Source organism: Methylophaga sp. UBA678 (assembly GCF_002299105.1).
GTDB lineage: Bacteria > Pseudomonadota > Gammaproteobacteria > Nitrosococcales > Methylophagaceae > Methylophaga > Methylophaga marina.
The window spans coordinates 64344-90989 of record NZ_DBNG01000033.1; the positions used below are offsets into that span (position 1 = coordinate 64344).

The following is a 26646-nucleotide window of genomic DNA, read 5'->3' on the forward strand; positions in this document are numbered from 1 at the left end:
ATTCATGACTCAAACTACTCTTCACACCGATATCGTCATTATCGGCGCAGGCATTGCTGGCTTATGGCTACATCATCGCCTTAACGATATGGGTATCCATGCTTTGCTCATAGAGAATGGGCAAATCGGCCAGGGACAAACGCTTAGCTCTCAAGGCATTATTCATGGTGGCAGTAAATATGCCCTGAACGGTGTGTTATCCAAAGCAGCGCAAGTCATCAGTACCATGCCTGCTCGCTGGAAAAACGCCCTAAATGGTGAAGGTGATATCGATCTTCGTGATGTCAAAAAATTGGCTGATCACCAACTACTCTGGTCTAAAGACAAACTGTCTTCAAAGATGGTGTCGTTTTTTGCCAGCAAAGCCTTAAGCAGCCGCATGCAGCGTGTTGATAAACGGGATGCGCCAGCATTATTTCAGGATGCAGGCTTTAAAGGCACACTCTATCAACTTGATGAGCCTGTATTAGATATTCCAAGCCTGCTGAAAAAAATCACGGCAAAATGGCGTTCGCGTATGTTATCAGTGCCTAGCAATAGCCAATACCAATGGCAACGTTCAGGACAACAGCTGGAGTCAGTTCAGGTTGGCGATATCACTATCCATGCCCAACAATTTGTGCTGACAGCAGGAGAAGGCAATGAAGTCTTATTGCAATCGCTGTCGATTAAACAACCCAGCATGCAGCGTAGACCGCTACAAATGGTGCTATGCAAGAGCCAAAACCCCAATCAACCTCTGCCGACCATCTATGCCCATAGCCTGGGTAGTGGTTCCAAACCTATTGCGACAATTTCCAGCCATAAAACACAGCAAGGTGACACGGTCTGGTATATCGGCGGCAATATCGCTGAAGAAGGCGTTGCTAAATCGCAAGAAAACTTGATCACCGAAGCCAAGCAATTGCTCAACAATATTTTGCCATGGTTTGAATTGCCAGCTCTTGATTGGGCCACGCATGCGGTGAACCGCGCAGAGCCCAAGCAATCCAATCTTACCCGACCGGATCATGCTTTTATTGATTCACAACAGAATCTTCATATTTGCTGGCCCACCAAATTAGCTCTGGCACCGGATTTAGCCGATCAGGTTCTGAAAGCCATTAATGTCGATACTATAGAAAAACGTAGTTACGACAATCCTGATTTTCCTCATCCTGAGCTCGCTAAACCGTTATGGGACAGAGTTTTCTGATGGCCCATATAGAACAAAAAAATCCAATTGCGGAGACAGGTATACAGGTTTCACCTCTTGGTCTCGGTACCGTTAAAATCGGTCGCGATAAAGCGGTGAAATACCCTGATGGCTTTCAAATTCCAGATGATGAACAAGTGATTACATTACTTGAGCAAGCCTGGGAATCTGGTATTAATCTGATTGATACCGCACCGGCTTATGGTCGCAGTGAGCAACGCCTTGGACAATTATTAAAAAAAGTCCGGCGCGAATGGATTATTGCCACAAAAGCAGGCGAGTATTTTGATGCCGTAAGCGGTGAATCCCACTATGACTTTACGCCAGAATCACTAATTAAAAGCATCGAACATAGCTTAAAAACCCTGCAACGAGATGCGTTAGATATTGTACTGATTCACTCTGATGGCAATGATGAACATATCATCCGTCATCATGGTGCTCTGGAAGTCTTAGCTGACTTAAAACAGCGAGGTTGGATTCGTGCCAGTGGTATGTCCACCAAAACCGTTACAGGCGGGATGTTGACGTTGGAACAGTCTGATATCGCCATGGTGATGCATAATCTGCAATACCAGGAAGAACAGGCCGTCATTGAGCAGGCAGCCAAACTCAATAAAGGCATTTTCATTAAAAAAGCGCTTGGTAGTGGCCACCTGGCGAAACAAGCCGGTACAGACACGGTTCAGGACAATTTCGACTTTATCTTTAATGAACCAGCCGTAAGTAGTGTGATTATCGGCACGATTAACCCAGCTCACCTATATGACAATATCAGTAAGGCGGTTAAAGCTTTAGCTGAATAAATTCGTATTAAAAGCTAGTCGCGCTGATTAATTTTATTCACTATTGCTGTCGTAGAGCAGTTTTCCACCAGCCCCATCACTTTCACTTCACCGCCATAAGCTTCAACGATTTCCCAGCCGACCACGCCTTTTTTATCATAGTCACCGCCTTTGACCAGGATATCGGGCTGGATCAGTCGTAATAACTCCTCTGGCGTATCACCAGGGAAACAGGTCACCCAGTCCACATCAGCTAATCCAGCCAAAACAGTCAGACGTCTGTCTGCGGTATTAATTGGACGACCTTCACCCTTTAATTTTGTAACTGATTCATCAGTATTGATAGCAACAATCAGACGATCACCCAAGGCTCTGGCTTGTTGAAGGTAAGTCACATGCCCGGCATGCAAAATATCAAAACAGCCGTTGGTAAACACGACTTTCTCACCACGGTTTTTGGCTTGGTCTACCGCCATTTTTAACTGCTCAACGGTAACAGCACCGCCAATGCAATGATCGGTGTTGTTGATGCCCTGATGACGTTCATATTCCTGACGCAGTTCAGGTTCACTGACCGTTGAGGTGCCTAGTTTAGTCACCACAATACTGGCAGCTACATTTGCTAAAGTGACCGCTTGTTCCAGGCTGACGCCGGCAGCTAATGCTGTCGCTAATGTTGAAATAACGGTATCACCAGCGCCTGTCACATCAGCCACTTCTTTAGCGATAGCAGGCAAATGAAATTCAGGTTTATCCGCCTGCACTAGCGTCATACCATGTTCACTACGAGTAATGAGAATCGCTTTAATATTCAGAGATTTAATCAGCGTTTGCGCTTTGCTGATAAGATCCTGTTCTGATTCCACGGCGCCAACGACCGCCTCAAACTCACTCATATTCGGGGTAATCAGATCGGCACCACGATATTTAGTGAAATCGTCTCCTTTCGGATCCACCAAAATCAGGCTTTGTTTATCTCTGGCTTTTTCAATCCAATACTGCGGATGGGCTAAGGTACCCTTGTTATAGTCTGACAGCACAATCACTTTCGCATTATCGGTAACGTGCTCAGCTAAATGCTCCATATCCTGAGCCACTTGCTCTGTGAAACGCTGTTCAAAATCCAGACGGATTAACTGTTGATGACTGCTGATGACACGTGACTTGATAATGGTGCAGTTATGGGCGGCTTGATGAAATAAACAATTCACCCCCACCGCATGCAGTTTTTGTTTGAGGACATTGGCGGCTTCATCAGCCCCTGTGATGCCGGTGATATTACATTGTGCACCCAACGAAGCAATATTCATCGCCACGTTGGCAGCACCACCAGGTACATCTTCCAGGCGTACCACATTCACCACTGGCACAGGGGCTTCAGGTGAAATTCGGCTGGCTTTGCCATAGTAAAAACGATCAAGCATCAAGTCACCAATAACAGCAATACGGGCTTGATGGAATTCAGGAAAATCAAATTTCATAATGCGGTTTTATCACGCCAGAAAAGAAGTCAGAGGCGTTATTGTGCTTGTAAAACAGCGGCGAGTCTATTCCAGACTTGGTCTGGCTGCATCTCAGCCATACATACGGGCATACCGGATTTTGCTTCTGGCAGAGGACAACGTCGTTTATAACAAGGTGAGCACGACATTCCTGTAATCAAATGCTGCTGATTCTGGCCCGCTGTGCCAATCAGATGCGTATCCGTTGAGCCATATAGAGTAATGGCGGGTTTATCCATCATTGCGGCCATATGCGCAAGGCCGGTATCACTACACAAAGCGGCTTTGGCACCTTGCATAATGGCCACGACATTATCGAGTGGCAACCTCGGCAATGTATAGGCATGGTCGCTAACAGCGGCGATCTGCAAGGCTCGCTGATACTCTTCATCATTCCCTGAGGGGATTACCACAGAATATCCTGCTTCAATCGCTTTTAAGGTCAACGCTTGCCAATGCTGTACTGGCCATAATTTCGTTAGCCAACTTGCGTTGTGAACCAGCATTACATAATTTTTTGGTAGTTCAAATGCCAATTGTGGCAACTGACAGTGTGCCAAATCCACGCCATACTTTGCTTCGGAGTCAGGCAAAGGATAATCAAGCGCTTTTGCCATAATCTGACGCATACGCTCAACCGCATGCTGGTTTGGATTCACATTAAGTTTATGGCGATAAGCAAGATAAGCCGGCTTTTCACGACAACTGTATTTGTCCAGGCCGGAAACGGGTCCTTTTCTTAACAGACTGACCAGGGCACTTTTCAGATTATTTTGCATATCAATGACAACGTCATAGTCATCGAGATTGAGTGCTTTATAAAAATGACCTATCTCACCATTAAATAAATGACCAAACCAGTTTTGCCTCCAGCGTCGGTGTGATGTAGTAATCACACGCTTCACACGTGGATGCCATTGAGGTACCGCCGCAAAGGCACTATCCACCACCCAGTCAAATTCAATATCAGGAAAGACCTTAGCAGCATCAGTGAGCGCTGGCAGAGCATGCATCAGGTCGCCCATTGAAGTCAGTTTAATTATCAGAACGCGCATCAGCTGTTTAGTTAAAATCCAGCGTTAATGGATGCTCACGGTGATACTTGAGAATAGTTAAAAATGCATCCGGGTTTTTAATTTGAGTCAGCTCACCTTCACGCGGAAAAAGTTGATCCTGTAATCGAGACAGCCAGAAACGCAGTGCCGCCGCCCGGCAAACCATATTCCAATTGGCTTGCTCGGATTCTGTTAATGCTCTTTTTTGTAGATAGTGCGTCATAAGAGACTGGTAACGATTAGTTTCGGGTAAACCATCTTCTCCGACACACCAATCATTCACGGCGACAGCCAAGTCATAAAGTAAGTATTCATCACTCGCAAAGTAGAAGTCGATAATGCCGCTAAGTTTGTTACCCTCGAACAACGCATTATCACGGAATAAGTCTGAGTGAGTGACCCCTTCAGGTAATCCCAACGTCGCATAACCTTGCTGATAAGCAAGTTCATTTTTTAATATGCTCGCTCTGTCATCATCCAGCTTAGACAATAGTTGCTGTGCTGTTTGCTGGCGCCAGTCAGGACCACGCTCAGAAGGTCGTCTTGATTGAAATGACTGCCCCACAATGTGCATCTCAGCCAGTACATCGCCAATTTGTGCGCATTGCTCAACTGTAGCAGTCGTATTGACGCCCTTGCCTGGTAATCGCACAACCAGCGCCGCAGGTTTGCCACAGAGCTTCTTTAGATATTGCCCCTGGCTATCCGCTTCAGGATGCGCAGATGGAATATCATTCATATAAAAAAACGTCATCACATCAAGAAAATAAGCTAACTCACCAAAAGTGTGCTGCTCAAATAAAGTGAGTACATACTCACCTTTGCTTGTACTGACAAAATAATTGGTATTCTCGATGCCGTCACTGATGCCCTGATATGACACCAATTCCCCGACAGAATAATCATTCAAAAACGCGACTAAATCGTCGCGCTCGACTTCAGTGTAAACTGACATTAAAAGAACTCAGATAGATAAAGGACTTACCACTCCAATAGAATCCAGTTTGGAACGGCACCAGAGTCCAGCTCAAAGCTTTTTGTCTCAAGTGAACCATCCCCATCAGAGTCCATCAAGTAATAAGGTTTGCCAATAGACGGCGTAACTTTAATCATATAAAGCTGACCATTCATTCGGTACTCTTCAACAGTACGGTCATCTTCCTGGATAATATTGATATCGGGCTCCATGCTTTCACCGCTTTGTAATGGCTCAGGAATCACTGGTGGTTTTTCCATCACTGATTTTTCATCTGCCCAAACTTGGGTTGTCATTACCAGGGTAACTGCGCATACAATAGCGAATTTGTTAAACATGTGGATGCTCCGTGTCATTTGGCACTAAAGATAGCATTTCCGCTGCTTGGAGAAAAGCAGTCTGTTCCCTATTATCCAATTGGTCGTTATAACTTATGAGTCAATCTGCCCCTTTCGTTCTGGTCGACGGTTCTTCTTATCTCTATCGCGCATTTCATGCCATGTTCAAAGCGGATCTTCGTAACTCCGCTGGTGAGCCGACCGGCGCCGTCAGAGGTGTGACCGCGATGTTACGCCGCTTATTGGCCGATTACCCTGACAGTCCGATTGCTGTCATTTTTGATGCGAAAGGGAAAACCTTCCGTGATGAGTTATTCGCTGAATACAAAGCGCAGCGCCCGCCTATGCCGGATGACTTACGTTCACAAGTGCAGCCAGTGCATGACATTATTAAAGCCATGGGCCTGCCGCTACTGGTGATTGACGGCGTTGAAGCAGACGATGTGATAGGAACCTTTGCGCGTCAAGCGACTGAAAAAGGTCTGGATGTAGTCATCAGTACTGGCGATAAAGATATGGCCCAGCTGGTCAACCAGCATGTCACGCTGGTCAACACGATGACGGAAACTATGTTGGATATAGAGGGCGTAAAAGAAAAGTTTGGTCTGCCACCAGAACTGATTATCGACTTTCTAGCTTTGATGGGCGATAAGGTGGACAACATTCCCGGCGTGCCCGGTGTGGGTGAAAAGACCGCCTTAAGCCTGCTACAAAATCTGGGCAGCCTGAAAGATATCTATGCCAACCTGGAAGCCGTGCGTGAGCTTGATTTTCGTGGTGCGAAAAAAATGCCGGAGAAACTGGCAGAAAACAAAGAAATGGCGGAACTGAGTTATCAACTTGCCACGATAAAATGTGATGTTGAATTAGATATTCATCTTGAAGATATCAAAAATCAACCGCAAGACACCGAAGCACTGCTCAAGTTGTTTAAGGAACTCGAGTTCCGCAGTTGGATAAGTGAATTACAATCTTCAGATACCTCATCAACAGCGAATAATGATTCAGCTGATAACACTACGACAGAACAAAATTACGACACTATCCTGGATCAACAACAATGGCAGGTCTGGTTAGAAAAACTCCAAAAAGCGGAGCTGTTTGCCTTTGATACCGAAACCACCAGCCTCGACTATCTTGAAGCCAGAATTGTCGGTGTTTCGTTTGCAGTAAAAGCAGGGGAAGCGGCTTACTTACCGCTCAAACATGACTATCCAGGTGCACCGGAGCAATTGGACTTTGATAGTGTCATGCAGGATCTCAAACCCTTACTTGAAAGTCCTAAACACCTCAAAGTCGGCCAAAACCTGAAATACGATCGCCATGTATTACTCAATCATGACATCAATCTGCAAGGGATAGCTCATGACACCATGCTCGAATCCTATGTGCTTGATAGCACGGCAACCCGGCATGATATGGACTCATTAGCTCAAAAATATCTGGGCCGAGATACGATTCATTTTGAAGATATTGCCGGAAAAGGTAAAAAACAACTGACATTCAATGAGATAGGTATAGAACAAGCCTCGCCTTATGCCGCAGAAGATGCTGATATCACTTTGCAACTACACCAGACTTTATGGCCTAAAATTGAAAACATTCCGTCTCTGGCCAAAGTGTATCGAGAATTGGAAATGCCGCTATTGCCGGTACTAAACACATTGGAACGTAATGGCGTCAATATCGATATCTGGATGCTGCAGCAGCAAAGCGACAATATGGCTAGACAAATTGCGGATCTCGAAGAGCAGGCTTATGCCGTTGCCGGTCAAAAATTCAACCTGGGTTCACCAAAACAATTGCAAGAAATTCTTTACGAGAAACAGCAATTACCGGTGAAAAAGAAAACGCCTAAAGGTCAGCCATCAACGGCAGAGGAGGTCTTACAAGAATTAGCGGACGAAGGGTATGAACTGCCACAAATCATTATGCAATATCGTGGACTGAGCAAACTGAAATCCACTTATACCGATAAGTTGCCTCTTCAGGTCAATAAAACCAGTGGGCGAGTACACACTTCGTATCATCAGGCCGTCACCGCTACTGGACGATTATCCTCCTCTGATCCTAATCTACAGAATATTCCTATCCGCAGTGAGAATGGTCGCCGCATTCGTGAAGCCTTTGTTGCATCGGATGGTTACGTCTTATTAGCAGCCGATTACTCACAAATCGAACTACGCATTATGGCGCATTTATCTGGTGATAAAAGCTTACTGAATGCCTTTGCTAATGGCGAAGATATTCACCGTCATACCGCCTCAGAGATCTTTGGTGTGGCATTAGAAGACGTCACCAGCGATCAACGCCGTAGCGCCAAAGCCATTAATTTTGGTCTGATTTATGGCATGTCTGCACATGGCTTGTCTCGACAACTCGGTATCGAACGCCATCAGGCTGCGGACTATATGAATGTCTATTTTGAACGTTACCCAGGCGTTCGTCAGTATATGGACAGCACTCGCCAGCAGGCCAAAGATCAGGAGTATGTTGAAACCATCTTTGGACGACGTCTGTACCTACCAGAAATTAATTCCAGTAATGGTATGCGCCGCCAATATGCCGAACGCACAGCGATTAATGCGCCTATGCAAGGCAGTGCAGCTGACATCATCAAACGCGCCATGATTGATATCCATACCTGGTTAGCTGATGCCGATAATGGCATCAAAATGATCATGCAAGTACACGATGAGCTGGTATTTGAAGTGCCGAAAGAGCAGCTGGATATGGCAAGAAAGACCATTGAAGATTTTATGGTGAAAGCCGCTCAATTAAATGTGCCACTGGAAGTGGGTATTGGGGTTGGTGATAATTGGGAGCAAGCACATTAAAGCTTTGCGTATTTCGGACTAAAGCCCGAGTTCATTTATTTTGCTTGCCCTTCGGGTTCCCTGCGCTTCTCATCGTGACTGGGCACTAGCGAACTCGCTAACGCTCAAACATGCGCAAGTGCTATTCCAGTCACGCTTGCGATGCTCAGCTTCGCAAAGGGCGTTGAGAATTTATTCACTTCAGCTTCCGCTCTTATTCTTCCGTGTATGTGCTGACGAGTAGCACAGTTTTATCTGGATTAGGGTTGGCCAGTGTCTGAGCGAAGCGAGTTTTGGCCAACACCCAGATAAAACGAGCAACGCAATGGAGCCGTAGGCCAGCACAGTCGCGCGCCCTTGGGTTGTTAGGGATTTGGGCGAACAAATCCCTAATTCGCCATTATGGCGAAATTAAAAGGAGCTGGCTCTTGGCTTCAAGACAATCACAAGACTGATAAAAATTTAGGAATCTGAGCGCTTTTTAGCTCGCGGATGAGCAGAGTCATACACTTTCGCTAAGTGCTGAAAATCCACATGGGTATAAATCTGGGTTGTACTGATATCAGCATGTCCCAAAAGCTCCTGCACCGCACGTAAATCACCACTGGCTTCAAGCATATGCGATGCAAATGCATGCCTGAGTCGATGAGGATGAACACGATCAGAAATACCTTGTTTTTTACCCCAGTAACTCAGTCGTTTTTGGATAGAACGCACACCTAAACGTCGTCCTTGTTGCGTGATAAAAACGGCTGGTTGATCAAAAAAGCCGAGTTGATCGCGTTTATCCAGCCAATCTTGTAATGCAGATAAAGCTTTGCCACCAAAAGGACAAACCCGGTCTTTATTTCCTTTACCAGTGACATGCACCAGATGATCACCAAAATCGATATCTCGTAACTCAAGAGCAGCCAGTTCAGCTAATCGCAGACCGGAGGAATAAAAGAGTTCCATCATGGCACGGTCTCTTGCAGCCACAAAAGTATCAGGGCGTGTGTTATCCAGTAAGGCATTCATCTGATCCACATCCAGTGTAGATGGCAAGCGTTTTTCTGTTTTAGGTGCTTGTACTGCTTGCGCTGGATTGAAGTCAACCAGGCCTCGTTTAATCAGAAACTGATAAAAAGAACGCGTCGCTGATAACATGCGCTGAATGGTTTTGCCAGACAAGCCTTTACGATGCAAAAAAGCGATGAACTGTCTGAGCTGACTGGATTTAAGAACCGTCCAGTCTGAGATATTTTTTTGCTCGATATAGTCTGCAAGTTGCAGTAAATCGCGACGATAATTGTTAACTGTATGTTCAGACAAGCGCCGCTGTTGCGACAAATTGTCCAGAAAGTCATCAACAGGGTGAATTATCTCACTGCGCATGCTGTTGGTGAGTATATTGTCTGACAACACGCATAAATACTTCACCCAAGAAACGCAGATAGTCGGTCGCCATATCCGCATGGAAACGATTAGCATCGACACTGCCAATGGCTAATAAACCGGCACAAGGTTGATGACCTAAAGGCAAACACGCAACAGAATTAATCTCTTCAGCCCGTTCATCAAACAGTAATCCTTTCTGTGCTTTGGTTAAGCGACCACACACGGGTTCTTGTTTGGTAAATAAGTTGTCAAAAATACGTAGTTTTTTATCATCAGCATGAAGCTGTGACACATTGGCTTCAAGTTGAGGTAAATCAAGTTTATGCTGGCCCTGATAGAACAGCCTCAATGCCACTTCATCTGCAGCAAACTCATGCTTGAGTTCTGTCTGAATTAAGTTGATGAGATCAGCCAAATCCACAGCATCCATGATGCTTAAACAAAGATTGTGCACACGCTTTTCTAATGCTGCGTTACTGTGTGCATTATCAATCAGCGCATGAAGCTGTTCATTAAGCTGTTGGTTTTTTTCTTGTAAGCGATGGGTCTGTCTCTGGGCTAGAGAAATAGTCCCTTCCGGAGAGCTGTTCAGGTTTAGCAACTCCAGCAGATGAGGCTGCTCAAGAAACAGATCAGGATGTGCCTCTAAATACTGTTCAATCTGTTCCAGTGTTAAATCTGTTGTAGTGTCGACCACGCAATTTCTCCGTCAAATACATGCTCTGCAGGGCCGGTCATCCATACAGAGGCATTTTCATCTGGCCAGCTAATCTGCAACTGCCCTCCAGGTAAAGAGACAGTTACATCTCTGGCTAATAAACCTCGGCGAATACCTGTTACAACGGCGGCACAAGCCCCTGTGCCACAGGCTGTTGTTTCACCTGAACCGCGTTCAAAAACACGTAACCGAATCGTTTCTGAATTCACTAATTGCATAAAGCCGACATTAACACGTTCCGGAAAACGTTCATGAGACTCCATAACAGGACCTATTTTTTCTACGACAGCAGTATCGACATCATCGACCAGCATCACCGCATGTGGATTTCCCATCGAAACACTGGCAATTTCGACTTTATCATACCCCTGCACATCTATGAGGTAGGTCACTGCTTCAGATTCAGCCATAAAAGGCACTTTTTCTGGTGCAAAAGCCGGTTTTCCCATATCGACCCGAACGTTACCGTCAGCTTGTATTGTTGGGTAAATCACACCTGATGCCGTTTCCACAGCAATTGTTTCTTTAGTGGTCAACCCCTGATCATGAACATAGCGAGCAAAACAACGTGCGCCATTCCCGCATTGCGAGACTTCACCACCATCGGCATTAAAAATCCGGTAACGAAAATCCACATCGGCCGATGTGGATTTTTCAACCAGCAAAAGCTGATCACAACCAATACCAAAATGCCTATCCGCCATAAAGCGGATTTGCTCTGTGCTCAGTTGTACATTTTGCTGAATGGCATCAATCACAATGAAATCATTGCCCAAGCCATGCATTTTGCTGAATTTCAACATCATCTATGCCTGTATCGTGTGCTCGCCGGCGAATAAGTCATTGATAGTCTCACGCTCTCTGACGAGATGAATTTTATCATCTTCAACCATCACCTCCGCTGCTCTTGGGCGAGAGTTGTAATTCGAACTCATAGCAAAACCATACGCCCCTGCAGAGCGGATAGCTAACAAATCACCTTGCTCGAGAGCAAGCTCACGGTCTTTACCTAAAAAGTCGCCGGTTTCACAGATAGGGCCGACAATGTCATAGTTGAGCGCTTTCGTGCTCGGATGTTGCTTGACGGTTTGGATTTGTTGCCATGACTGGTAGAGTGCAGGGCGTAACAAATCATTCATTGCCGCATCCACAATCGCAAAGCATTTGGCTTCCGTTGGCTTAATGAACTCGACTTTTGTTAATAAAATGCCTGCATTACCAGCAATCGCACGTCCAGGCTCCAAGAGAATCTCCAGGTCACGGTCTTTTAATAATGGAGCCAGTGCCTGTGCGTATTCAGCTGGTGTGGGAGGCGTTTCATCACGGTAATGAATGCCTAAACCACCGCCGATATCGAGATGTTCAATGTGAATACCATCTTCAGCTAGCCCATCTATCAGCGTCAATACACGCTCCAAAGCATCCACAAAAGGAGCTACAGAGGTCAGCTGAGAACCGATATGACAATCCACCGCGACTACATCTAAATTTGGCATGTTTTGAGTAGAACGATACACCTCACGTGCATCCTCAATCGCGATACCAAATTTGTTCTCCTTCAGCCCTGTCGAAATATATGGATGAGTTTGCGCATCCACATCGGGATTGACGCGAATGGAAACAGGCGCTTTTTTTCCTAATCGACCTGCAACAGTATTAATACGATCTAATTCAGGGATCGACTCCACGTTAAAACAACGTATGCCGTGTTGCAGTGCATATTCAATTTCCTGCTCAGTCTTACCGACACCAGAAAAAACGGTTTTAGCCGGATCACCACCAGCGGCAATGACTCTGGCTAATTCGCCCATCGAGACGATATCAAAGCCCGAGCCTTGTTTTGCCAGCACGTTTAATACAGCCAGATTAGAGTTTGCTTTCACGGCATAACAAACAAGGTGAGGATAGCCTGAAAAAGCATCATCAAACGCTTGCCAGTGATTCTCCAATGCGGACCGCGAGTAAATATAAACAGGTGTGCCATATTGTTCTGCAATTTTATCAACCGACACATTCTCTGCGTGCAATGTGCCCGCCTGATAATCAAAATAACTCATTTCTACCTTACCCTGCCGCAATTAAATTTGTCTGGCCTTCCGGCATGTAGAGATCCCCTTTTTGTCCACAGCCAGTCACGGCCATCAGCACGCAAACCAGCAATGCCAGTCTGGTCCAGCAAGAAATTGCTCGCATTTTATTTCCTCAAAAAATTTATTCGGCAGTATATAACGTTGCAGACTGATTCGTCTTAAATCTGAAAACTAGAATTTCTCGTTTAACTTACATACTATTAGTGTTCCTAGATTAGCTTATGTTAAGGAATCACAAATAGTCATGGCAAATATGGCAGCCCCCATGAGACTCAGTGGCCTCGCTCGACGCCTAGTTAACGAAGGTCTTTTAACTGAAGAGCAAGCACTGCATGCCCAGTCTGCAGCCAAAGAAGCCAAGCAGCCTTTCGTGACATATCTGGTTAATCACAAAATTCTGGCCAGTGCCGATATTGCGGCGATTGCCTCCCAGGAATTTGGTGTACCGCTTTTCGATATTGATGCGATGAATCTGGATCTGGCTGCGACGTCACTGATTCAGGAAAAGTTAATCCGTCAACATAACGCATTGCCTCTATTCCAACGTGGTAAACGTCTCTATGTTGCCGTGTCAGACCCGACAAACTTACAAGCACTAGATGAATTCCAGTTCAATACGGCCATGAACACGTTTCCGGTGTTGGTTGATGAACAAAAACTCTCCAACATTATCGAAAAAGCGCTGGATAAAACCAATGAAAAATTAGATAACTTCGATGATGAAGAACTGGATGATATAGATCTTGGTCCCGATGAAGATGCAGACAAAGCGGATCAACTCAACGATAAAAACATTGATGATACCCCTGTCGTTCGTTTTATAAACGGTATTCTCACCAATGCTATCAAGTCCGGCGCATCCGATATTCACTTTGAACCTTATGAACAAAAATACCGGGTCCGGGTGCGTATCGATGGCATGCTTCACGAAATGAAAACAGCACCTGTCGCTCTGGGTGGACGCATTGCAGCACGTTTGAAAGTCTTATCACGCTTAAATATCGCAGAACGTCGCGTGCCACAGGATGGTCGGATGCGACTCAAAATGTCGAAAAATAAAGCTATCGATTTTCGTGTGAACACCTGCCCGACTTTGTTTGGTGAAAAAATCGTTTTGCGTATCTTGGATCCGACCAGTGCTCAATTAGGTATTGATGCTTTAGGTTACGAAGAAAATCAAAAGAAAACGTTTCTGGAAATCATGCATAAACCCTACGGCATGGTACTGGTTACAGGTCCGACCGGTAGTGGTAAAACCGTCTCGCTTTATACCGCATTAAATATCCTCAATACTGGTGATCGTAATATCTCGACCGCTGAAGATCCGGCTGAAATTAGTTTACCGGGTATTAATCAGGTTAATGTTCATCCAGCCATCGGCCTCACCTTTTCCGAAGCTTTACGTGCATTTTTACGTCAGGATCCTGATGTCATCATGGTCGGTGAGATCCGTGATCTGGAAACGGCAGAAATTGCCATCAAAGCCGCACAAACCGGACACATGGTGTTTTCTACTTTACATACTAATGACGCACCACAGTCATTAACACGCCTTATGAACATGGGGGTACCAGCCTTTAATATCGCTTCTGCCGTCTCTCTCATCATTGCTCAACGTCTGGCGAGAAGACTGTGCTCAAAATGTAAAGCACCAGAAACACTTCCTGATGAAGCACTGTTAACAGAAGGTTTCACACAGGCTCAAATTGATGCCGGTGTCACAGTTTATAAAGCGGTAGGATGCGATAGTTGTACAGAAGGCTATAAAGGCCGTGTCGGTATTTATCAGGTCATGCCGGTATCCGAGGCAATGGGTCGCATCATTATGGAAGGTGGTAATGCAATCCAGTTAGCGGATCAGGCTGAAAAAGAAGGCATTGACGATCTTCGTAAGTCTGGACTCAAAAAAGTCGCAGCTGGCTTGACCAGTCTTGAAGAAGTCAATCGTGTAATCAAGGAGTAAGATGTGGCTCAAGCACAAGCGGCTAAAGCAAAAAAAGTCAAAGTACCCGATATCTTTCTCTGGCAGGGAACCAATAAACAGGGCCGAAAAGTTAAAGGTCAGATCAGTGCTGAAAATCTGAATCAGGCTAAAATGGATCTGCGTCGCCAAGGGATTACGCCGTTAAAAGTACGCAAAAAACCTAAAGACCTATTCGCGCCAAGAAAACCAAAAATCAAGCCGTCTGACATTGCTGTATTCAGCCGAATGCTCGCCACCATGATGTCTTCAGGTGTGCCACTAATGCAATCATTGCAAATTATCGGCGAAGGCCACGAAAACAGTAGTATGCAAGAAATGATTCTGGCCATTAAAGCTGATGTCGAGTCAGGCACGAGTCTGGCTGAATCCTTGTCCAAATACCCTCATCATTTTGATGATTTATATGTCAACCTCATTAATGCAGGTGAGCAATCTGGTGCATTGGAAACGTTGTTACATGAGATTGCAGCCTATCAGGAGAAAACGGAGGCCTTAAAAGCTAAAATTAAAAAAGCCCTTGTTTACCCTGCCTCAATTGTCGTCGTGGCCTTTATTGTGACGGCCATCCTGATGATTTTTGTTATTCCCCAATTCGAGTCACTTTTCAAAGGCTTTGGGGCTGATCTGCCTGGTCTAACAAAGTTAGTCATCCGAGTATCCGAAGTTTTCCAGGAAAAATGGTGGTTAATTTTTGGCATCATTATCGGTGCCATCTATGCCGCGATGGAATCTCGTAAGCGTTCACGCAAGGTTCAACATTTCCTCGACAGGATGTTACTTAAAATTCCTGTTGTGGGTGAGATCATGCGTAAAGCCGCTATCGCCCGCTTTGCCAGAACTTTTTCAACCATGTTCAAAGCCGGTGTGCCGATGGTAGAAGCAATGACCTCCGTTGCTGGCGCCACCGGTAACGTGGTTTTTGGTGAAGCAACACTGGTTATGCGTGATGATGTTGCTACCGGCACACAATTGAACAAAGCCATGATTGATGTCGAATTATTCCCTAATATGGTTGTACAAATGGTCGCTATCGGTGAAGAGTCCGGCTCATTGGATGCTATGTTGGCGAAAGTTGCCGAATTCTTTGAAAGTGAAGTGGATGATGCTGTCGATAATATGACGGCTCTGTTAGAGCCTCTCATCATGGTGTTTTTGGGTGGTATTGTCGGCACTCTGGTTATTGCGATGTATCTTCCTATATTTAAACTCGGTGCAGCTATTTAACCATGCCCATTATTGATTATCTGGCAGTATCGCCAGTCGCCTGGATAGTTGTAGCCAGTATACTTGGCCTACTGGTTGGCAGTTTTCTGAATGTCGTTATTTATCGTCTGCCTATTATTATGCAACGCGAATGGGCCGAGCAGTGTGCTGAGTTAACTGGAGAAGTCAGTAGTCAGCCTGAAACCGCCTTCTCTCTTTCCAAACCACGCTCTGCTTGTCCTCATTGTGGTCATGCCATCTCAGCTTTAGAAAATATTCCCGTTATCAGCTACTTAGTATTAGGTGGTAAATGTAAAGCATGTCGAACACCGATATCTATACGCTATCCCATTATCGAACTTATATCAGCATGCATGTCAGCCACCATAGCTTGGCAGTTTGGCTTTGACTGGAATGCCATAGGCGGGCTTTTTCTTAGCTGGGCCCTGCTTGCTTTAACGTTTATTGATGTCGATCATCAGCTCTTACCTGACAAAATTACGCTTCCACTCATCTGGTTAGGATTAATTTTTAACTTAGGTACGGTTTACACTGATCTTAATAGTAGTGTTATTGGCGCTGTGGCAGGCTATCTATCACTTTGGAGTATCTATCACCTGTTTAGACTAGTCACAGGTAAAGAAGGTATGGGCTACGGTGATTTTAAGCTTCTTGCAGCACTAGGTGCCTGGATGGGCTGGCAAGCGTTGCCGATGATTGTTTTATTATCATCCTTTGTTGGCGCGGTCATCGGTGTCACACTCATTCTACTAAAGCAGCATCAGCGTGATATTCCTATTCCATTTGGGCCTTATCTTGCCATTGCCGGCTGGATAGCTCTTGTGTGGGGAGATACGATTAACAGCACTTACCTTCATTGGTCAGGACTTGCTTAATGGTATTTAAGGTTGGCCTCACTGGTGGCGTTGCCAGTGGAAAATCGACCATCACTAATCTCTTTCACGACCAATACCAGATTGATGTAATTGATGCAGATAAGATTGCACATAATCTTTTAGTAAAAAACTCAAGTTGTTATCACGAAGTCGTTGAGACTTTCGGAGAGTCCGTTTTATTGGATAATGGTGAAATTAATCGTCGTTATCTCCGCGAACGCATATTTCGTGAAGCTGCTGCTAAACAACAACTTGAAGCCATATTACATCCTGTCATTCGTCAGCAATTGTTCAGTGAGGCGGAGCATGCAACATCAGCTTATTGTATTTTATCTGTGCCGCTGTTAATCGAAGTAGGTCTGCATAGAGAAGTCGATCGAGTTTGCGTTATTGATGTCAGTGAAGATGTACAGTTAGCGCGCTTAATCAGCCGTGATAAGCTCTCTACTGAAACCGCTATAGCCATGATCAAAAACCAATGTGACCGCGCAGTACGCTTGCAACATGCCGATGATATTATTAATAATAATGATTCAAAAGATTCATTGGCTCATCAAGTGGCTAAATTACATGAACTCTTCTTAAAGTTTGCTGACCAATCACATTAAGTTGCTTGCCAGCATAGAGTCATGGACAATAACCTCATTCACTTACCGTTATAAAAAAAGACCCGTGTCAGATTCGATAATTTTTGAACAACCACTCAATGAACGAATTCGGACCTTTCTGAGGTTAGAATTTCTATTTAAACGTGTTGATTCTGCATTGAAGGGCCAATCCGAAATGCATCATCGCGATGCATTGGATGGGATATTGAGCATGCTCAGTGTATTTGAGCGTAGCGATATGAAACAAGAATTAATGAAAGAGATCGAACGCTTGATTGCCAATCTTTCAGCGCTTGAGAATACGCCAGGAGTGGACCGGCAGGCATTAGATGCATTACTTTCGGATCTCGATCAAAGCCTGGATGCTTTGCATATCCAGAAATCAGGCTTAGGTCAGCAGCTAAGAGACAATGAGTTTTTATACAGTATTCGCCAGCGCTCCAGTATTCCCGGCGGTACCTGTGAATTTGATTTACCTTCTTACCACTTCTGGCTACAACATACTGTCGCTGAGACGCGTTCAGAACAACTTCAGCTTTGGATGAATGAATTTATCTCGGTCAGAAATGCAGTGGAATTAAGCTTACGTCTTATCCGTGGCAGTGTTGGGTTTAGAGATGAAGTGGCAGAAGCAGGCTTCTATCAACGTAGTCTGGATTCAAATCAGCCTTACCAGCTTATTCGGGTTGAAATTCCACGTGATAAAGCCTATTTTCCTGAAGTCAGTGGAGGGAAACATCGATTCACTGTGCGCTTCATGCTGTTTGATATCCAACAGCGACCGCAACAATCATTCGAAAGCATCCCCTTTAAACTCAGCTGTTGTGCAATGTAATCATGGTAACGATTGTTAACTGCCCACAATGTGGTAAACAAGTTCCTTGGCAAGCAGATCAAATCTGGAAGCCCTTTTGTAGTGAACGCTGTAAGCTAATCGACCTCGGTGAATGGGCTTCTGAAGGACACAAAATTCCTGGTCCTCCGGTTAATACCCCTCTGGATGATGATGACTCAGACTATCACTAGCCTTAGGCATCACCTGCAGTCAAAATACCTTGTTCATAAGAAAAATTAAGCATTCGATTCAGTGGAATCAGTGCCTTTTGACGAACATCCTCATCGACTTCAATCGTATTATTCATCTCGACCAATGTCTTATGTAAGTTCACAAGCGTATTCATTGCCATCCACGGACAATGGGCACAGCTTTTACACGTAGCACTTTTACCACCTGTCGGCGCAGGTATTAAACGTTTATCTGGAACAGCCTGACTCATTTTATAAAACAAGCCGTAATCCGTAGCAATAATCAACGTATCCGCTTTTGAGGCTTTACCCGCGGCAATAATTTGTTTAGTTGAACCCACAAAGTCTGCCTTGGCAATCACCGCCTCAGGTGACTCAGGATGCACTAACACCTCTGCCTCAGGATATTTTTTCATAAGTTGTTCAAGTTCATACAGCTTAAACTCGTCATGAACAACGCAATGGCCTTGCCATAACAACATATCGGCATCGGTTTTATTCTTGATATATTGACCCAGATGGCGGTCAGGACCCCATATAATTTTTTTACCGTCGGCTTTCAAGGATTCAATAATCTGAATGGCGTTACTGGATGTCACAATCCAGTCAGCACGGGCTTTTACTTCAACACTGGTATTGGCATAAACCACCACAGTGCGATCAGGGTGCTGGTCACAAAATTCACTAAAGGCGTCTATTGGACAGCCCAGATCAAGTGAACATTCTGCTTCCAGTGTCGGCATAATCACGGTTTTTTCCGGACTCAGTATTTTTGCCGTTTCCCCCATAAAGCGAACACCACAAACAACTAATGTATCAGCTGGATGCTTAGCACCAAAATTAGCCATATCCAGAGAGTCAGACACATAGCCGCCAGTCTGTTCAGCCAAAGCCTGCAGCTCATCGTCAACATAATAATGAGCAATCATCACGGCATTTTTTTCTTTTAGCAGGTGTTTGATTTTCTCAATATAATCCGCTTTTTCTTCTTCTGAAAGCCAGGGTGTTGGCGCCACATTGTCGATGATTGAGTCAATTTTTGACTGAAGAGATTGAGGAATGGCTTCTGCTAAACTCATAATTCTAAACTGCCTGTGTGGTATTCAATTGCTGTTGTATTGCTGTCACAATAATTTTATTGGCTGCTGGAAATTCGTAATAATCGAGGGCTGCAATATCAACCCATTTAATGGTTTGACCTTCATGCCCTGTTGGCGTTCCATCAAAAGCATCTATCCACCAGACGTCCAGTAATACTGACTTATCGCCATAATCATGACTGTGCTCTATAAGCGGTTCAGCACGGAGAATATCGATAGCTAATTCTTCTTTGATTTCTCGCGTCAGAGCCTGCTGGACCGTCTCGCCCGACTCGACTTTACCGCCGGGGAATTCCCATAAATTACCCTGATGCTGGTCAGGCTTACGCAGCGCAATAAGCACTTCTTTTTGCTGCACAATAACGGCGACAGCCACATGTATTTGACTCATTTATTCTGACCCGTGAGCGTGAATAACGCCCCACAGTAAGGGCAAGCGACTTCACCTTTCGTTTCTATATCGAGATATACCCGAGGGTGTGCATTCCACACCGGCATATCAGGCATGGGACAGCTCAAAGGGAGATCGTCAGGATGAACCCAATAATGTTTTTCAGCACACGATTTATCACTATTTTGTTCACCCATAAGATCTCCTAGATAACTATTCAGCCTGTGGATTTTTCCTCAATCTAATGTTCAGCTCTTTCAATAACGTATCATCAATAGGGCTAGGGGCATCAGTTAATAGACAACTGGCTGATTGTGTTTTTGGGAACGCCATGACATCACGAATAGATGCCGCTCCGGTCATCAGCATGACCAAGCGATCCAAACCAAATGCCAGCCCGCCATGCGGAGGACAGCCATATTTCAGTGCATTTAATAAGAAGCCAAATTTATCCTGTGCTTCTTCTTCATCAATACCCAGTAATTCAAATACTTTTTGCTGAACATCGGTCTTATGAATACGCATTGACCCACCGCCCAGCTCTGTACCATTCAAGACCATGTCATATGCACGTGACAGACATTTTTCTGGGTCAGAATCTAACAAGGCCAGATCCGATTCGCGTGGTGCTGTAAACGGATGATGTAGCGCATGCCAGCGTTCTGACTTTTCATCCCATTCAAACATAGGGAATGCGACGACCCATAAAGGTTTCCAGCCACGTTCAACCATACTAAGATCATGGCCCAGTTTGACACGCAATGCACCCAGAGACTCGTTAACGATGGTGGCTTTATCAGCGCCGAAGAAGACCAAATCGCCAGTTTCGGCAGAAACGCGCTGCATGATGGCAGAAACAACTTCATCAGGTAAAAACTTCAGAATCGGAGACTGCAAGCCTTCGCGTCCCGCCTCAGCATCATTTACCTTGATATAAGCCAGCCCTTTAGCACCATAAATGCTGACATATTTCGTGTAGTCATCAATTTCTTTACGACTCAGGTTATTACCACCTGGTACTTTCAAAGCTGCCACACGACCGCGTGGATCATTAGCGGGTGCAGAGAAGACTTTAAAATCGACTTCGCCCATTAAATCACTGACATCAACCAATTCCAGCGGAATGCGCAGATCAGGTTTATCACTACCAAAACGATCCATGGCTTCAGCATAGGTCATTCTTGGGAAAGGATTCGGTAAGGCTTCTTCCAGCACATTAGCAAAAAGACTGCGAATCATTTCTTCCATCATGTTCATGAAATCTTCTTCTTCAACAAAAGAAGTTTCAATATCAATCTGAGTGAATTCAGGTTGACGATCCGCACGTAAATCTTCATCACGGAAACAACGGACAACTTGGTAATAGCGGTCCATACCTGACATCATCAACAACTGCTTAAAAAGCTGGGGAGATTGCGGCAACGCGAAGAACTCACCCTGATGGGTACGGCTAGGTACAAGGTAATCACGAGCCCCTTCTGGTGTAGCTTTTGTCAGAATGGGTGTTTCAATATCTAAAAAGCCGTTTGAGTCGAGATAGCTACGTAACTGACGGGTAATCTGTGAACGAAAACGTAAGCGTTGTTGCATTTCAGGACGACGTAAATCGATATAACGATAACGCAGACGAATATCTTCATTGACGTCCAGCAATTCATTCAACGGGAAAGGAGGAGTTTCTGATGCGTTGAGTATTTCAAGTTTCTTAGCAATGATCTCAATCTTACCGCTACGCAAATCAGCATTATCACTACCGGCAGGTCTGAGCTGAACAATACCCTCAATTTTCAGAACATATTCACTTCTTACACGTTCAGCATGAGCAAAACAATCAGCATCTTCAGGATTACAAACAACCTGGACTAACCCTTCGCGGTCCCGTAAATCAATAAAAATGACACCACCGTGATCTCGTCTACGATGCATCCAGCCAACAATAGAAACTGACTGACCTTCGAGGGTTTCATTTACCTCGCCGCAATAATGGCTACGCATAATAACTTCCAATCTTTAAAATTTTTATAGTTTGCAATTGAGTTCTGAATAGTTGAATTCGAACCCATCAATTTATTTAACTTAGGCTTTTGTTGTCGGCCTGTTGTTTGTGCAATTGTTCTTTCTTCCAATCTGGAACAACAACCCCCATTGAGATAATCATTTTCAAGCCTTGTTCGACTGTCATATCCAACTCAATAACATCCTCTTTCGGCAGCATCAGCACAAATCCTGAGGTGGGATTCGGTGTCGTTGGTATAAACACACTCATCACTTCAGATTGTGTTTTTTCTTGTACTTCACCAAGCTGATCAGATGTCATAAAGGCTAGGCTCCAGACACCTTTCCTTGGATATTCCACTAACAATACACGACGAAATGACTGACCATCGGTTGTTAATACTGCTTCTAATATCTGTTTAATGCCAGCATATAGTGTTCTGACTAAGGGAATCCTAGATAACAAAGATTCCCAAGCATTAACTAAACGTCTTCCTAATAAGTTGGCAACAATCATACCGGTTGCTAACACCAATACAACCGCTAACAAAACGCCTAATCCAGGGATGTGAAACCCTAATAAATTATCTGGCTGATACACATGAGGTAATAGTAATAATGTTTGATCTAAAAACCCCACGATAGCGCGGATAACTAAAAAGGTGATACCCAAGGGCATCCATACAAGTAATCCGGCTATCAGGTATTTACGCATTTACTTTCTAAATAAAATGTATCAATCAATGGCAGCCACAGCCTGTTCCGCATGCAGCTGCACTAGTCTTTTTTGCGCTATCGCTTGCCCCACTCTCAGCTAAGTTACGTTTACTACCTGTTTTAAAGTCAGTCTCGTACCAGCCATCTCCTTTCAAGCGAAATCCTGAAGCTGATACCAGTTTACGCAGCTGCGCTTGTTCACATGCCGGGCAATGCACAAGGGGCTCATCACTAATTTTTTGCAGTGCTTCAAACTCATGTCCACAGGCATCACAGCGATATTCATAAAGTGGCATTATTCCTTCCTCATACTATAGAAAAATGTTGGAGACCACTTTTAATAGTGTCTCGAAAACCGCATTTCAAGAGTTAAACTCATTAATTATAACTAAAAAGTTCTCTTGCCGCCGTGCTCACTTTCAACATGGGTATTTTAATACGCTAAACTATATCGATGAGATCCCATAATGATTGGCAGGCCATACGCCGACTTCTTCCCTTTTTAAAGAAATTCAAAGGCCGTGTATTGTTCGCACTTGGCCTTCTGACGCTAGCAAAATTGGCTAACGTAACCGTCCCTATTACTCTGAAACATGCCATTGATGCTCTAGACCCTCAACATCAAGAGATTATTTACCTTCCCATTTTTATGCTGGTTGCATATGGTCTTTTACGCTTTGCTAGCAGCGCTTTTAGTGAGCTGCGTGACGCCCTGTTTGCCAAAGTAATATTTCGCTCGGTTCGGCGAATAGCGACACAAATTCTCTCACACTTACACGATCTATCTTTGCAATTTCACTTACAGAGACAGACGGGGGGCATATCACGTGATATTGAGCGTGGTAGCCGAGGCATCAGTTTTCTGATGAACTTCATGATATTCAATATATTACCAACACTGGTAGAAATAGGCCTTGTTAGTGCCATCTTGCTTATCAACTATGACAGCATTTTTGCGATTATTACCACCAGCACCATTCTCATATATATCTTCTACACACTCATCATCACTGAATGGCGAATGCGTTATCGTCGAAGAATGAATGAGATGGACTCTCAAGCTAATAATCAGGCAATAGACAGCCTGATGAATTACGAAACGGTCAAATACTTCAACAATGAGACTCTCGAAGTGTCTCAATACGATGAAAAACTGGCTTCCTGGGAAAAGTCGGCCATACATAATCAGACATCGTTATCGGTATTAAATATCGGACAAGGCATTATCATTTCTGCTGGTCTGACCGCTCTCATGTTACTTGCCGGTCAAGGCGTCGTTAATGCTCAGTTATCACTTGGTGATTTGGTACTCATCAATGCTTACCTCCTCCAACTCTATATGCCGCTGGGCTTTCTTGGTTTTGTCTACAGAGAAATTCGTCACTCACTGGCAGATATGGAACGGATGTTTAATTTGCTCGATCAACAGCGTGAGGTACCAGACAGCAGGGATGCAGTTGAGATTGATGTGAATGCAGGAGAAATTAAATTTGTTAACGTAAGTTTTTCCTATCATGCCGATAGAATGATATTAAAAAATATCAATTTCACAGCTAAAGCAGGACAAAAACTCGCTATCGTCGGCCCCAGTGGTTCAGGAAAATCAACTATTGTCCGGCTACTCTATCGCTTCTATGATCCACAAGTTGGTCATATCGAAATAGACAATCAAGATATAAAGACGGTTAGCCAAAACAGTTTACGAAAGCACATTGGTGTTGTTCCTCAAGACACCGTTTTATTCAACGATACGATTTATCACAACATTGCTTACGGCAAGCCCTCAGCCAGCAATGAACAAGTCATTATGGCTGCAAAACAAGCTAATTTAGATGACTTTATTAATAATCTACCAGACGGGTACGAAACCATTGTAGGTGAACGAGGATTAAAGCTATCAGGGGGGGAGAAACAGCGTATCGCCATCGCACGAACACTGCTAAAAGCGCCTGAAATCCTATGCTTTGATGAAGCCACTTCAGCGCTTGATAGTCATGCAGAGCAGCGTATTGGGCAAGAAATCATCAATATCAGTGCGAACAAAACCTCACTGGTTATTGCACATAGACTTTCCACTATTGTCGATGCGCATCAAATATTGGTGCTAGACAAAGGGCAGATTGTAGAACAAGGGACACACCAGCAACTCCTACATCAACATGGCGTTTATGCATCCATGTGGCGCCTCCAGCAAAACTACAGAGAAATACCTCATCGTGAGTAAACGGGTTATTTGACACATTTCCATGAGTTTTTTTGGACTTTCTGACAAAACTCAGGTTAGTATGTCGCGCGGTTCTGACCGACATAAATCAATACATACAACAAGATAACGATTTATACCCGTTCAGTTTCGGTTCAGTTTGGTTGTGCCAAACTTGCATCGCACTGGGTCAAATAACCCAATAAAACAAGAGGATTAAAAATGAAATATGGTAAATCACTTATTGCTGCGACTTTAACTGCGGCTACTTTAATGTCGACTTCTGTAATGGCTGAAAACCATACTGTGACAGCTCAAGTAACAGCTTTCAAACCAATGGTTATTAAAGTACAACCAGGTGATACTGTTTCTTTCGAAAACATGAACGGACATATCGCTAATACAAAATTCGTTCAAGCTGACGGTGAACATGAATATATTCCAGAAGGCGCCACCGGCTGGACTTCACAAATGGGTGAAAACTTCACCACACCAGAATTAACAAAAGAAGGTGTTTACTTATATAAATGTGACCCTCACTGGGGTGCAGGCATGGGTGGTGTCATCATTGTCGGCGAACCAACAAACTTAGAAGCTATCAAAGCAACTAAACCAAAAGGCGCTCTGAAACGTCTAGTGAAAAAAGCTGAAAAAGCTGTCAAATAAGATCGACTAAAATCGTTCTGAAATGAGAAGCCCGCCTAATTCTAGGCGGGCTTTTTTGATCATTTACTTCCAGTACTATGATAATATTTATGAGTTTTGTAGTTAACCGTGTCATCGAACAATAATAATTGGTGCGGTTAATAAAGAATTTAAAGATTTTCAGATAGCTGGGAGGACTCCGTCGATGAGTCACAATGTCGATACAGGCAAAAGGCGTTTTCTGACTGCAGCTGCCAGTGTTGTTGGTGGCGCTGGTGCAGTTGCCGTTGCCGTACCATTTGTTTCGTCCATGTTACCTAGTGCTAAGGCTCAGGCCGCCGGTGCACCCGTTGAAGTGGATATTAGTAAGTTAGAAAAAGGGCAGTTATTGACCGTTGAGTGGCAAGGAAAGCCTGTCTGGATTTTCAGACGTAGTGAAGAAACTATCCAAACGCTTGTTTCTCTGGATGAGAAACTCGTCGACCCTCATAGTGAAATGGCTAGTCAACAACCCTCTTATTGCCAAAACGAAGCACGCTCTATTCGAGATGAATTGATGGTGCTTGTTGGCATTTGTACACATTTAGGCTGCTCCCCGACATACCGACCAGAATTAGCACCAGAAGATCTTGGCAAAGATTGGAAAGGTGGTTTCTTCTGTCCATGTCATGGTTCAAAGTATGACCTCGCTGGTCGTGTTTTCCAGAATATGCCTGCTCCGAAAAATATGCTCGTGCCTCCTTATCATTTTGAAGGCGACAATGTAGTGATTGTAGGTGAAAGTTTAGAAGGAGCCGCGTAATGTTTTCCGGATTTATGAACTGGGTAGATGCCCGCTTCCCTGCATCAAAAATGTGGCGTGAGCATCTTTCTGAATATTATGCGCCAAAGAATTTTAATTTTTGGTACTTCTTTGGTTCATTAGCTTTACTGGTTTTAGTCATACAGATTGTCACCGGTATATTTCTAACCATGAATTACAAACCTGACGCAGCCTTAGCGTTTGCTTCTGTTGAATACATCATG

The 26646-nt window shown here is 44.4% G+C and carries 27 protein-coding genes and 1 pseudogene; 13 read left to right on the forward strand and 15 right to left on the reverse strand.

The window, feature by feature from the left end; translation table 11 throughout:
* Window positions 1–4: 4 nt before the first annotated feature.
* Entirely contained in the window at window positions 5–1195 is a 1191-nt protein-coding gene (locus B3014_RS14680) for an FAD-dependent oxidoreductase (protein WP_289244563.1), read from the forward strand.
* Entirely contained in the window at window positions 1195–2001 is an 807-nt protein-coding gene (locus B3014_RS14685; RefSeq protein ID WP_289244562.1) for an aldo/keto reductase, read from the forward strand. Before B3014_RS14680 ends, B3014_RS14685 begins: the two co-directional genes overlap by 1 nt.
* Before the next feature lie 14 nt (window positions 2002–2015).
* On the opposite strand, the gene hldE is transcribed toward B3014_RS14685, so the two are convergent.
* The 4 genes from hldE to B3014_RS14705 are packed head-to-tail and all read right to left on the reverse strand — an operon-like array spanning window position 2016 to window position 5851.
* Window positions 2016–3461: a bifunctional D-glycero-beta-D-manno-heptose-7-phosphate kinase/D-glycero-beta-D-manno-heptose 1-phosphate adenylyltransferase HldE gene (gene hldE, locus B3014_RS14690; RefSeq protein WP_289244561.1), complete on the reverse strand. Its 1446-nt coding sequence runs from the start codon at window positions 3459–3461 to the stop codon at window positions 2016–2018.
* A gap of 38 nt (window positions 3462–3499) precedes the next feature.
* Window positions 3500–4537: a lipopolysaccharide heptosyltransferase I gene (gene waaC / locus B3014_RS14695; protein ID WP_289244560.1), complete on the reverse strand. Its 1038-nt coding sequence runs from the start codon at window positions 4535–4537 to the stop codon at window positions 3500–3502.
* Window positions 4538–4544: 7 nt separating this feature from the next.
* Window positions 4545–5492 (reverse strand): homoserine kinase, encoded by a 948-nt coding sequence (locus tag B3014_RS14700; protein WP_286305680.1) that lies wholly within the window; start codon window positions 5490–5492, stop codon window positions 4545–4547.
* Between the two features lie 26 nt (window positions 5493–5518).
* Entirely contained in the window at window positions 5519–5851 is a 333-nt protein-coding gene (locus B3014_RS14705) for a DUF2782 domain-containing protein (RefSeq protein ID WP_007144524.1), read from the reverse strand.
* A gap of 95 nt (window positions 5852–5946) precedes the next feature.
* Here B3014_RS14705 and polA point away from each other — a divergent pair, with 95 nt between their 5' ends.
* Window positions 5947–8688, forward strand: a complete 2742-nt coding sequence (polA, locus tag B3014_RS14710) for a DNA polymerase I (RefSeq protein WP_289244559.1) — start codon at window positions 5947–5949, stop codon at window positions 8686–8688.
* 441 nt (window positions 8689–9129) lie between these two features.
* Here the strand turns inward: polA and xerC are convergent, their stop codons facing one another.
* Genes xerC through lptM form a run of 5 tightly spaced genes read right to left on the reverse strand, consistent with a single transcriptional unit; the run spans window position 9130 to window position 12955 of the window.
* Complete coding sequence (gene xerC / locus B3014_RS14715; RefSeq protein WP_289244668.1) at window positions 9130–10041, reverse strand: tyrosine recombinase XerC; 912 nt, start codon at window positions 10039–10041, stop codon at window positions 9130–9132.
* On the reverse strand, window positions 10031–10741 hold the full coding sequence (locus B3014_RS14720; protein ID WP_286305683.1) for a DUF484 family protein: 711 nt from the start codon (window positions 10739–10741) through the stop codon (window positions 10031–10033). Before B3014_RS14720 ends, xerC begins: the two co-directional genes overlap by 11 nt.
* Window positions 10717–11565, reverse strand: coding sequence for a diaminopimelate epimerase (gene dapF, locus B3014_RS14725; protein WP_343749708.1), 849 nt, complete (start codon window positions 11563–11565; stop codon window positions 10717–10719). Before dapF ends, B3014_RS14720 begins: the two co-directional genes overlap by 25 nt.
* 3 nt (window positions 11566–11568) lie before the next feature.
* A complete protein-coding gene (lysA, locus tag B3014_RS14730) occupies window positions 11569–12819 on the reverse strand; it encodes a diaminopimelate decarboxylase (RefSeq protein ID WP_289244558.1) in 1251 nt (416 codons plus the stop codon).
* A 7-nt stretch (window positions 12820–12826) separates the two neighbouring features.
* Window positions 12827–12955 carry an LPS translocon maturation chaperone LptM gene (lptM, locus tag B3014_RS14735; RefSeq protein WP_286305684.1) on the reverse strand — a complete coding sequence of 43 codons (129 nt, stop codon included), beginning with the start codon at window positions 12953–12955 and terminating at the stop codon, window positions 12827–12829.
* A gap of 141 nt (window positions 12956–13096) precedes the next feature.
* Between lptM and pilB the strand changes: the two genes are divergently transcribed.
* The 6 genes from pilB to yacG all read left to right on the forward strand — a co-directional run bounded on the left by pilB (window position 13097) and on the right by yacG (window position 18569).
* Window positions 13097–14815 (forward strand): type IV-A pilus assembly ATPase PilB, encoded by a 1719-nt coding sequence (gene pilB, locus B3014_RS14740; RefSeq protein WP_289244557.1) that lies wholly within the window; start codon window positions 13097–13099, stop codon window positions 14813–14815.
* 3 nt (window positions 14816–14818) lie between these two features.
* On the forward strand, window positions 14819–16060 hold the full coding sequence (locus tag B3014_RS14745) for a type II secretion system F family protein (RefSeq protein WP_289244556.1): 1242 nt from the start codon (window positions 14819–14821) through the stop codon (window positions 16058–16060).
* A 2-nt stretch (window positions 16061–16062) separates the two neighbouring features.
* Complete coding sequence (locus tag B3014_RS14750; protein WP_289244555.1) at window positions 16063–16935, forward strand: prepilin peptidase; 873 nt, start codon at window positions 16063–16065, stop codon at window positions 16933–16935.
* Window positions 16935–17543 carry a dephospho-CoA kinase gene (gene coaE / locus B3014_RS14755; RefSeq protein ID WP_289244554.1) on the forward strand — a complete coding sequence of 203 codons (609 nt, stop codon included), beginning with the start codon at window positions 16935–16937 and terminating at the stop codon, window positions 17541–17543. Before B3014_RS14750 ends, coaE begins: the two co-directional genes overlap by 1 nt.
* Window positions 17544–17607: 64 nt before the next feature.
* On the forward strand, window positions 17608–18378 hold the full coding sequence (zapD, locus tag B3014_RS14760; protein WP_286305689.1) for a cell division protein ZapD: 771 nt from the start codon (window positions 17608–17610) through the stop codon (window positions 18376–18378).
* 2 nt (window positions 18379–18380) lie between these two features.
* Window positions 18381–18569 carry a DNA gyrase inhibitor YacG gene (gene yacG, locus B3014_RS14765; protein ID WP_286305691.1) on the forward strand — a complete coding sequence of 63 codons (189 nt, stop codon included), beginning with the start codon at window positions 18381–18383 and terminating at the stop codon, window positions 18567–18569.
* A 2-nt stretch (window positions 18570–18571) separates the two neighbouring features.
* Here yacG and nadA read toward each other — a convergent pair whose 3' ends face one another.
* The 6 genes from nadA to B3014_RS14795 form a co-directional block, all read right to left on the reverse strand.
* Window positions 18572–19648, reverse strand: a complete 1077-nt coding sequence (nadA, locus tag B3014_RS14770) for a quinolinate synthase NadA (protein WP_289244553.1) — start codon at window positions 19646–19648, stop codon at window positions 18572–18574.
* A gap of 4 nt (window positions 19649–19652) precedes the next feature.
* On the reverse strand, window positions 19653–20060 hold the full coding sequence (gene mutT, locus B3014_RS14775) for an 8-oxo-dGTP diphosphatase MutT (protein ID WP_286305693.1): 408 nt from the start codon (window positions 20058–20060) through the stop codon (window positions 19653–19655).
* On the reverse strand, window positions 20057–20257 hold the full coding sequence (locus B3014_RS14780; RefSeq protein ID WP_286305694.1) for a zinc-finger domain-containing protein: 201 nt from the start codon (window positions 20255–20257) through the stop codon (window positions 20057–20059). Before B3014_RS14780 ends, mutT begins: the two co-directional genes overlap by 4 nt.
* A gap of 16 nt (window positions 20258–20273) precedes the next feature.
* The gene (aspS, locus tag B3014_RS14785; protein ID WP_286305695.1) at window positions 20274–22055 is read right to left on the reverse strand and encodes an aspartate--tRNA ligase; all 1782 of its coding nucleotides are present in this window, start codon (window positions 22053–22055) and stop codon (window positions 20274–20276) included.
* A gap of 76 nt (window positions 22056–22131) precedes the next feature.
* Window positions 22132–22770 carry a DUF502 domain-containing protein gene (locus B3014_RS14790; RefSeq protein ID WP_289244552.1) on the reverse strand — a complete coding sequence of 213 codons (639 nt, stop codon included), beginning with the start codon at window positions 22768–22770 and terminating at the stop codon, window positions 22132–22134.
* Between the two features lie 25 nt (window positions 22771–22795).
* Window positions 22796–23068: an FmdB family zinc ribbon protein gene (locus tag B3014_RS14795; protein ID WP_286305697.1), complete on the reverse strand. Its 273-nt coding sequence runs from the start codon at window positions 23066–23068 to the stop codon at window positions 22796–22798.
* Between the two features lie 158 nt (window positions 23069–23226).
* On the opposite strand from B3014_RS14795, the gene B3014_RS14800 reads away from it, so the two are divergent.
* From B3014_RS14800 to B3014_RS14815, 4 genes and pseudogenes are all read left to right on the forward strand, one after another.
* Entirely contained in the window at window positions 23227–24996 is a 1770-nt protein-coding gene (locus tag B3014_RS14800) for an ABCB family ABC transporter ATP-binding protein/permease (protein ID WP_289244551.1), read from the forward strand.
* Between the two features lie 201 nt (window positions 24997–25197).
* Window positions 25198–25641 carry a plastocyanin/azurin family copper-binding protein gene (locus tag B3014_RS14805; protein WP_286305698.1) on the forward strand — a complete coding sequence of 148 codons (444 nt, stop codon included), beginning with the start codon at window positions 25198–25200 and terminating at the stop codon, window positions 25639–25641.
* A gap of 184 nt (window positions 25642–25825) precedes the next feature.
* Complete coding sequence (gene petA, locus B3014_RS14810; protein ID WP_286305699.1) at window positions 25826–26422, forward strand: ubiquinol-cytochrome c reductase iron-sulfur subunit; 597 nt, start codon at window positions 25826–25828, stop codon at window positions 26420–26422.
* Window positions 26422–26646 (forward strand): annotated as a pseudogene (locus B3014_RS14815) (cytochrome b); the annotation flags it as partial. The gene petA and the pseudogene B3014_RS14815, both read left to right, overlap by 1 nt.

Excerpts from the sequence above, each read along its gene's own strand:
- lptM (WP_286305684.1), bottom strand. The coding sequence starts at position 12,955 with ATGCGAGCAATTTCTTGCTGGACCAGACTGGCATTGCTGGTTTGCGTG.
- B3014_RS14800 (WP_289244551.1), top strand. The coding sequence starts at position 23,227 with ATGAGATCCCATAATGATTGGCAGGCCATACGCCGACTTCTTCCCTTT.
- B3014_RS14705 (WP_007144524.1), bottom strand. The coding sequence starts at position 5,851 with ATGTTTAACAAATTCGCTATTGTATGCGCAGTTACCCTGGTAATGACA.
- dapF (WP_343749708.1), bottom strand. The coding sequence starts at position 11,565 with ATGTTGAAATTCAGCAAAATGCATGGCTTGGGCAATGATTTCATTGTG.
- polA (WP_289244559.1), top strand. The coding sequence starts at position 5,947 with ATGAGTCAATCTGCCCCTTTCGTTCTGGTCGACGGTTCTTCTTATCTC.
- yacG (WP_286305691.1), top strand. The coding sequence starts at position 18,381 with ATGGTAACGATTGTTAACTGCCCACAATGTGGTAAACAAGTTCCTTGG.
- nadA (WP_289244553.1), bottom strand. The coding sequence starts at position 19,648 with ATGAGTTTAGCAGAAGCCATTCCTCAATCTCTTCAGTCAAAAATTGAC.
- aspS (WP_286305695.1), bottom strand. The coding sequence starts at position 22,055 with ATGCGTAGCCATTATTGCGGCGAGGTAAATGAAACCCTCGAAGGTCAG.
- xerC (WP_289244668.1), bottom strand. The coding sequence starts at position 10,041 with ATGCGCAGTGAGATAATTCACCCTGTTGATGACTTTCTGGACAATTTG.
- lysA (WP_289244558.1), bottom strand. The coding sequence starts at position 12,819 with ATGAGTTATTTTGATTATCAGGCGGGCACATTGCACGCAGAGAATGTG.
- mutT (WP_286305693.1), bottom strand. The coding sequence starts at position 20,060 with ATGAGTCAAATACATGTGGCTGTCGCCGTTATTGTGCAGCAAAAAGAA.
- B3014_RS14685 (WP_289244562.1), top strand. The coding sequence starts at position 1,195 with ATGGCCCATATAGAACAAAAAAATCCAATTGCGGAGACAGGTATACAG.
- B3014_RS14805 (WP_286305698.1), top strand. The coding sequence starts at position 25,198 with ATGAAATATGGTAAATCACTTATTGCTGCGACTTTAACTGCGGCTACT.
- B3014_RS14790 (WP_289244552.1), bottom strand. The coding sequence starts at position 22,770 with ATGCGTAAATACCTGATAGCCGGATTACTTGTATGGATGCCCTTGGGT.
- B3014_RS14780 (WP_286305694.1), bottom strand. The coding sequence starts at position 20,257 with ATGGGTGAACAAAATAGTGATAAATCGTGTGCTGAAAAACATTATTGG.
- B3014_RS14750 (WP_289244555.1), top strand. The coding sequence starts at position 16,063 with ATGCCCATTATTGATTATCTGGCAGTATCGCCAGTCGCCTGGATAGTT.
- petA (WP_286305699.1), top strand. The coding sequence starts at position 25,826 with ATGAGTCACAATGTCGATACAGGCAAAAGGCGTTTTCTGACTGCAGCT.
- B3014_RS14700 (WP_286305680.1), bottom strand. The coding sequence starts at position 5,492 with ATGTCAGTTTACACTGAAGTCGAGCGCGACGATTTAGTCGCGTTTTTG.
- hldE (WP_289244561.1), bottom strand. The coding sequence starts at position 3,461 with ATGAAATTTGATTTTCCTGAATTCCATCAAGCCCGTATTGCTGTTATT.
- B3014_RS14795 (WP_286305697.1), bottom strand. The coding sequence starts at position 23,068 with ATGCCACTTTATGAATATCGCTGTGATGCCTGTGGACATGAGTTTGAA.
- pilB (WP_289244557.1), top strand. The coding sequence starts at position 13,097 with ATGGCAAATATGGCAGCCCCCATGAGACTCAGTGGCCTCGCTCGACGC.
- B3014_RS14680 (WP_289244563.1), top strand. The coding sequence starts at position 5 with ATGACTCAAACTACTCTTCACACCGATATCGTCATTATCGGCGCAGGC.
- waaC (WP_289244560.1), bottom strand. The coding sequence starts at position 4,537 with ATGCGCGTTCTGATAATTAAACTGACTTCAATGGGCGACCTGATGCAT.
- coaE (WP_289244554.1), top strand. The coding sequence starts at position 16,935 with ATGGTATTTAAGGTTGGCCTCACTGGTGGCGTTGCCAGTGGAAAATCG.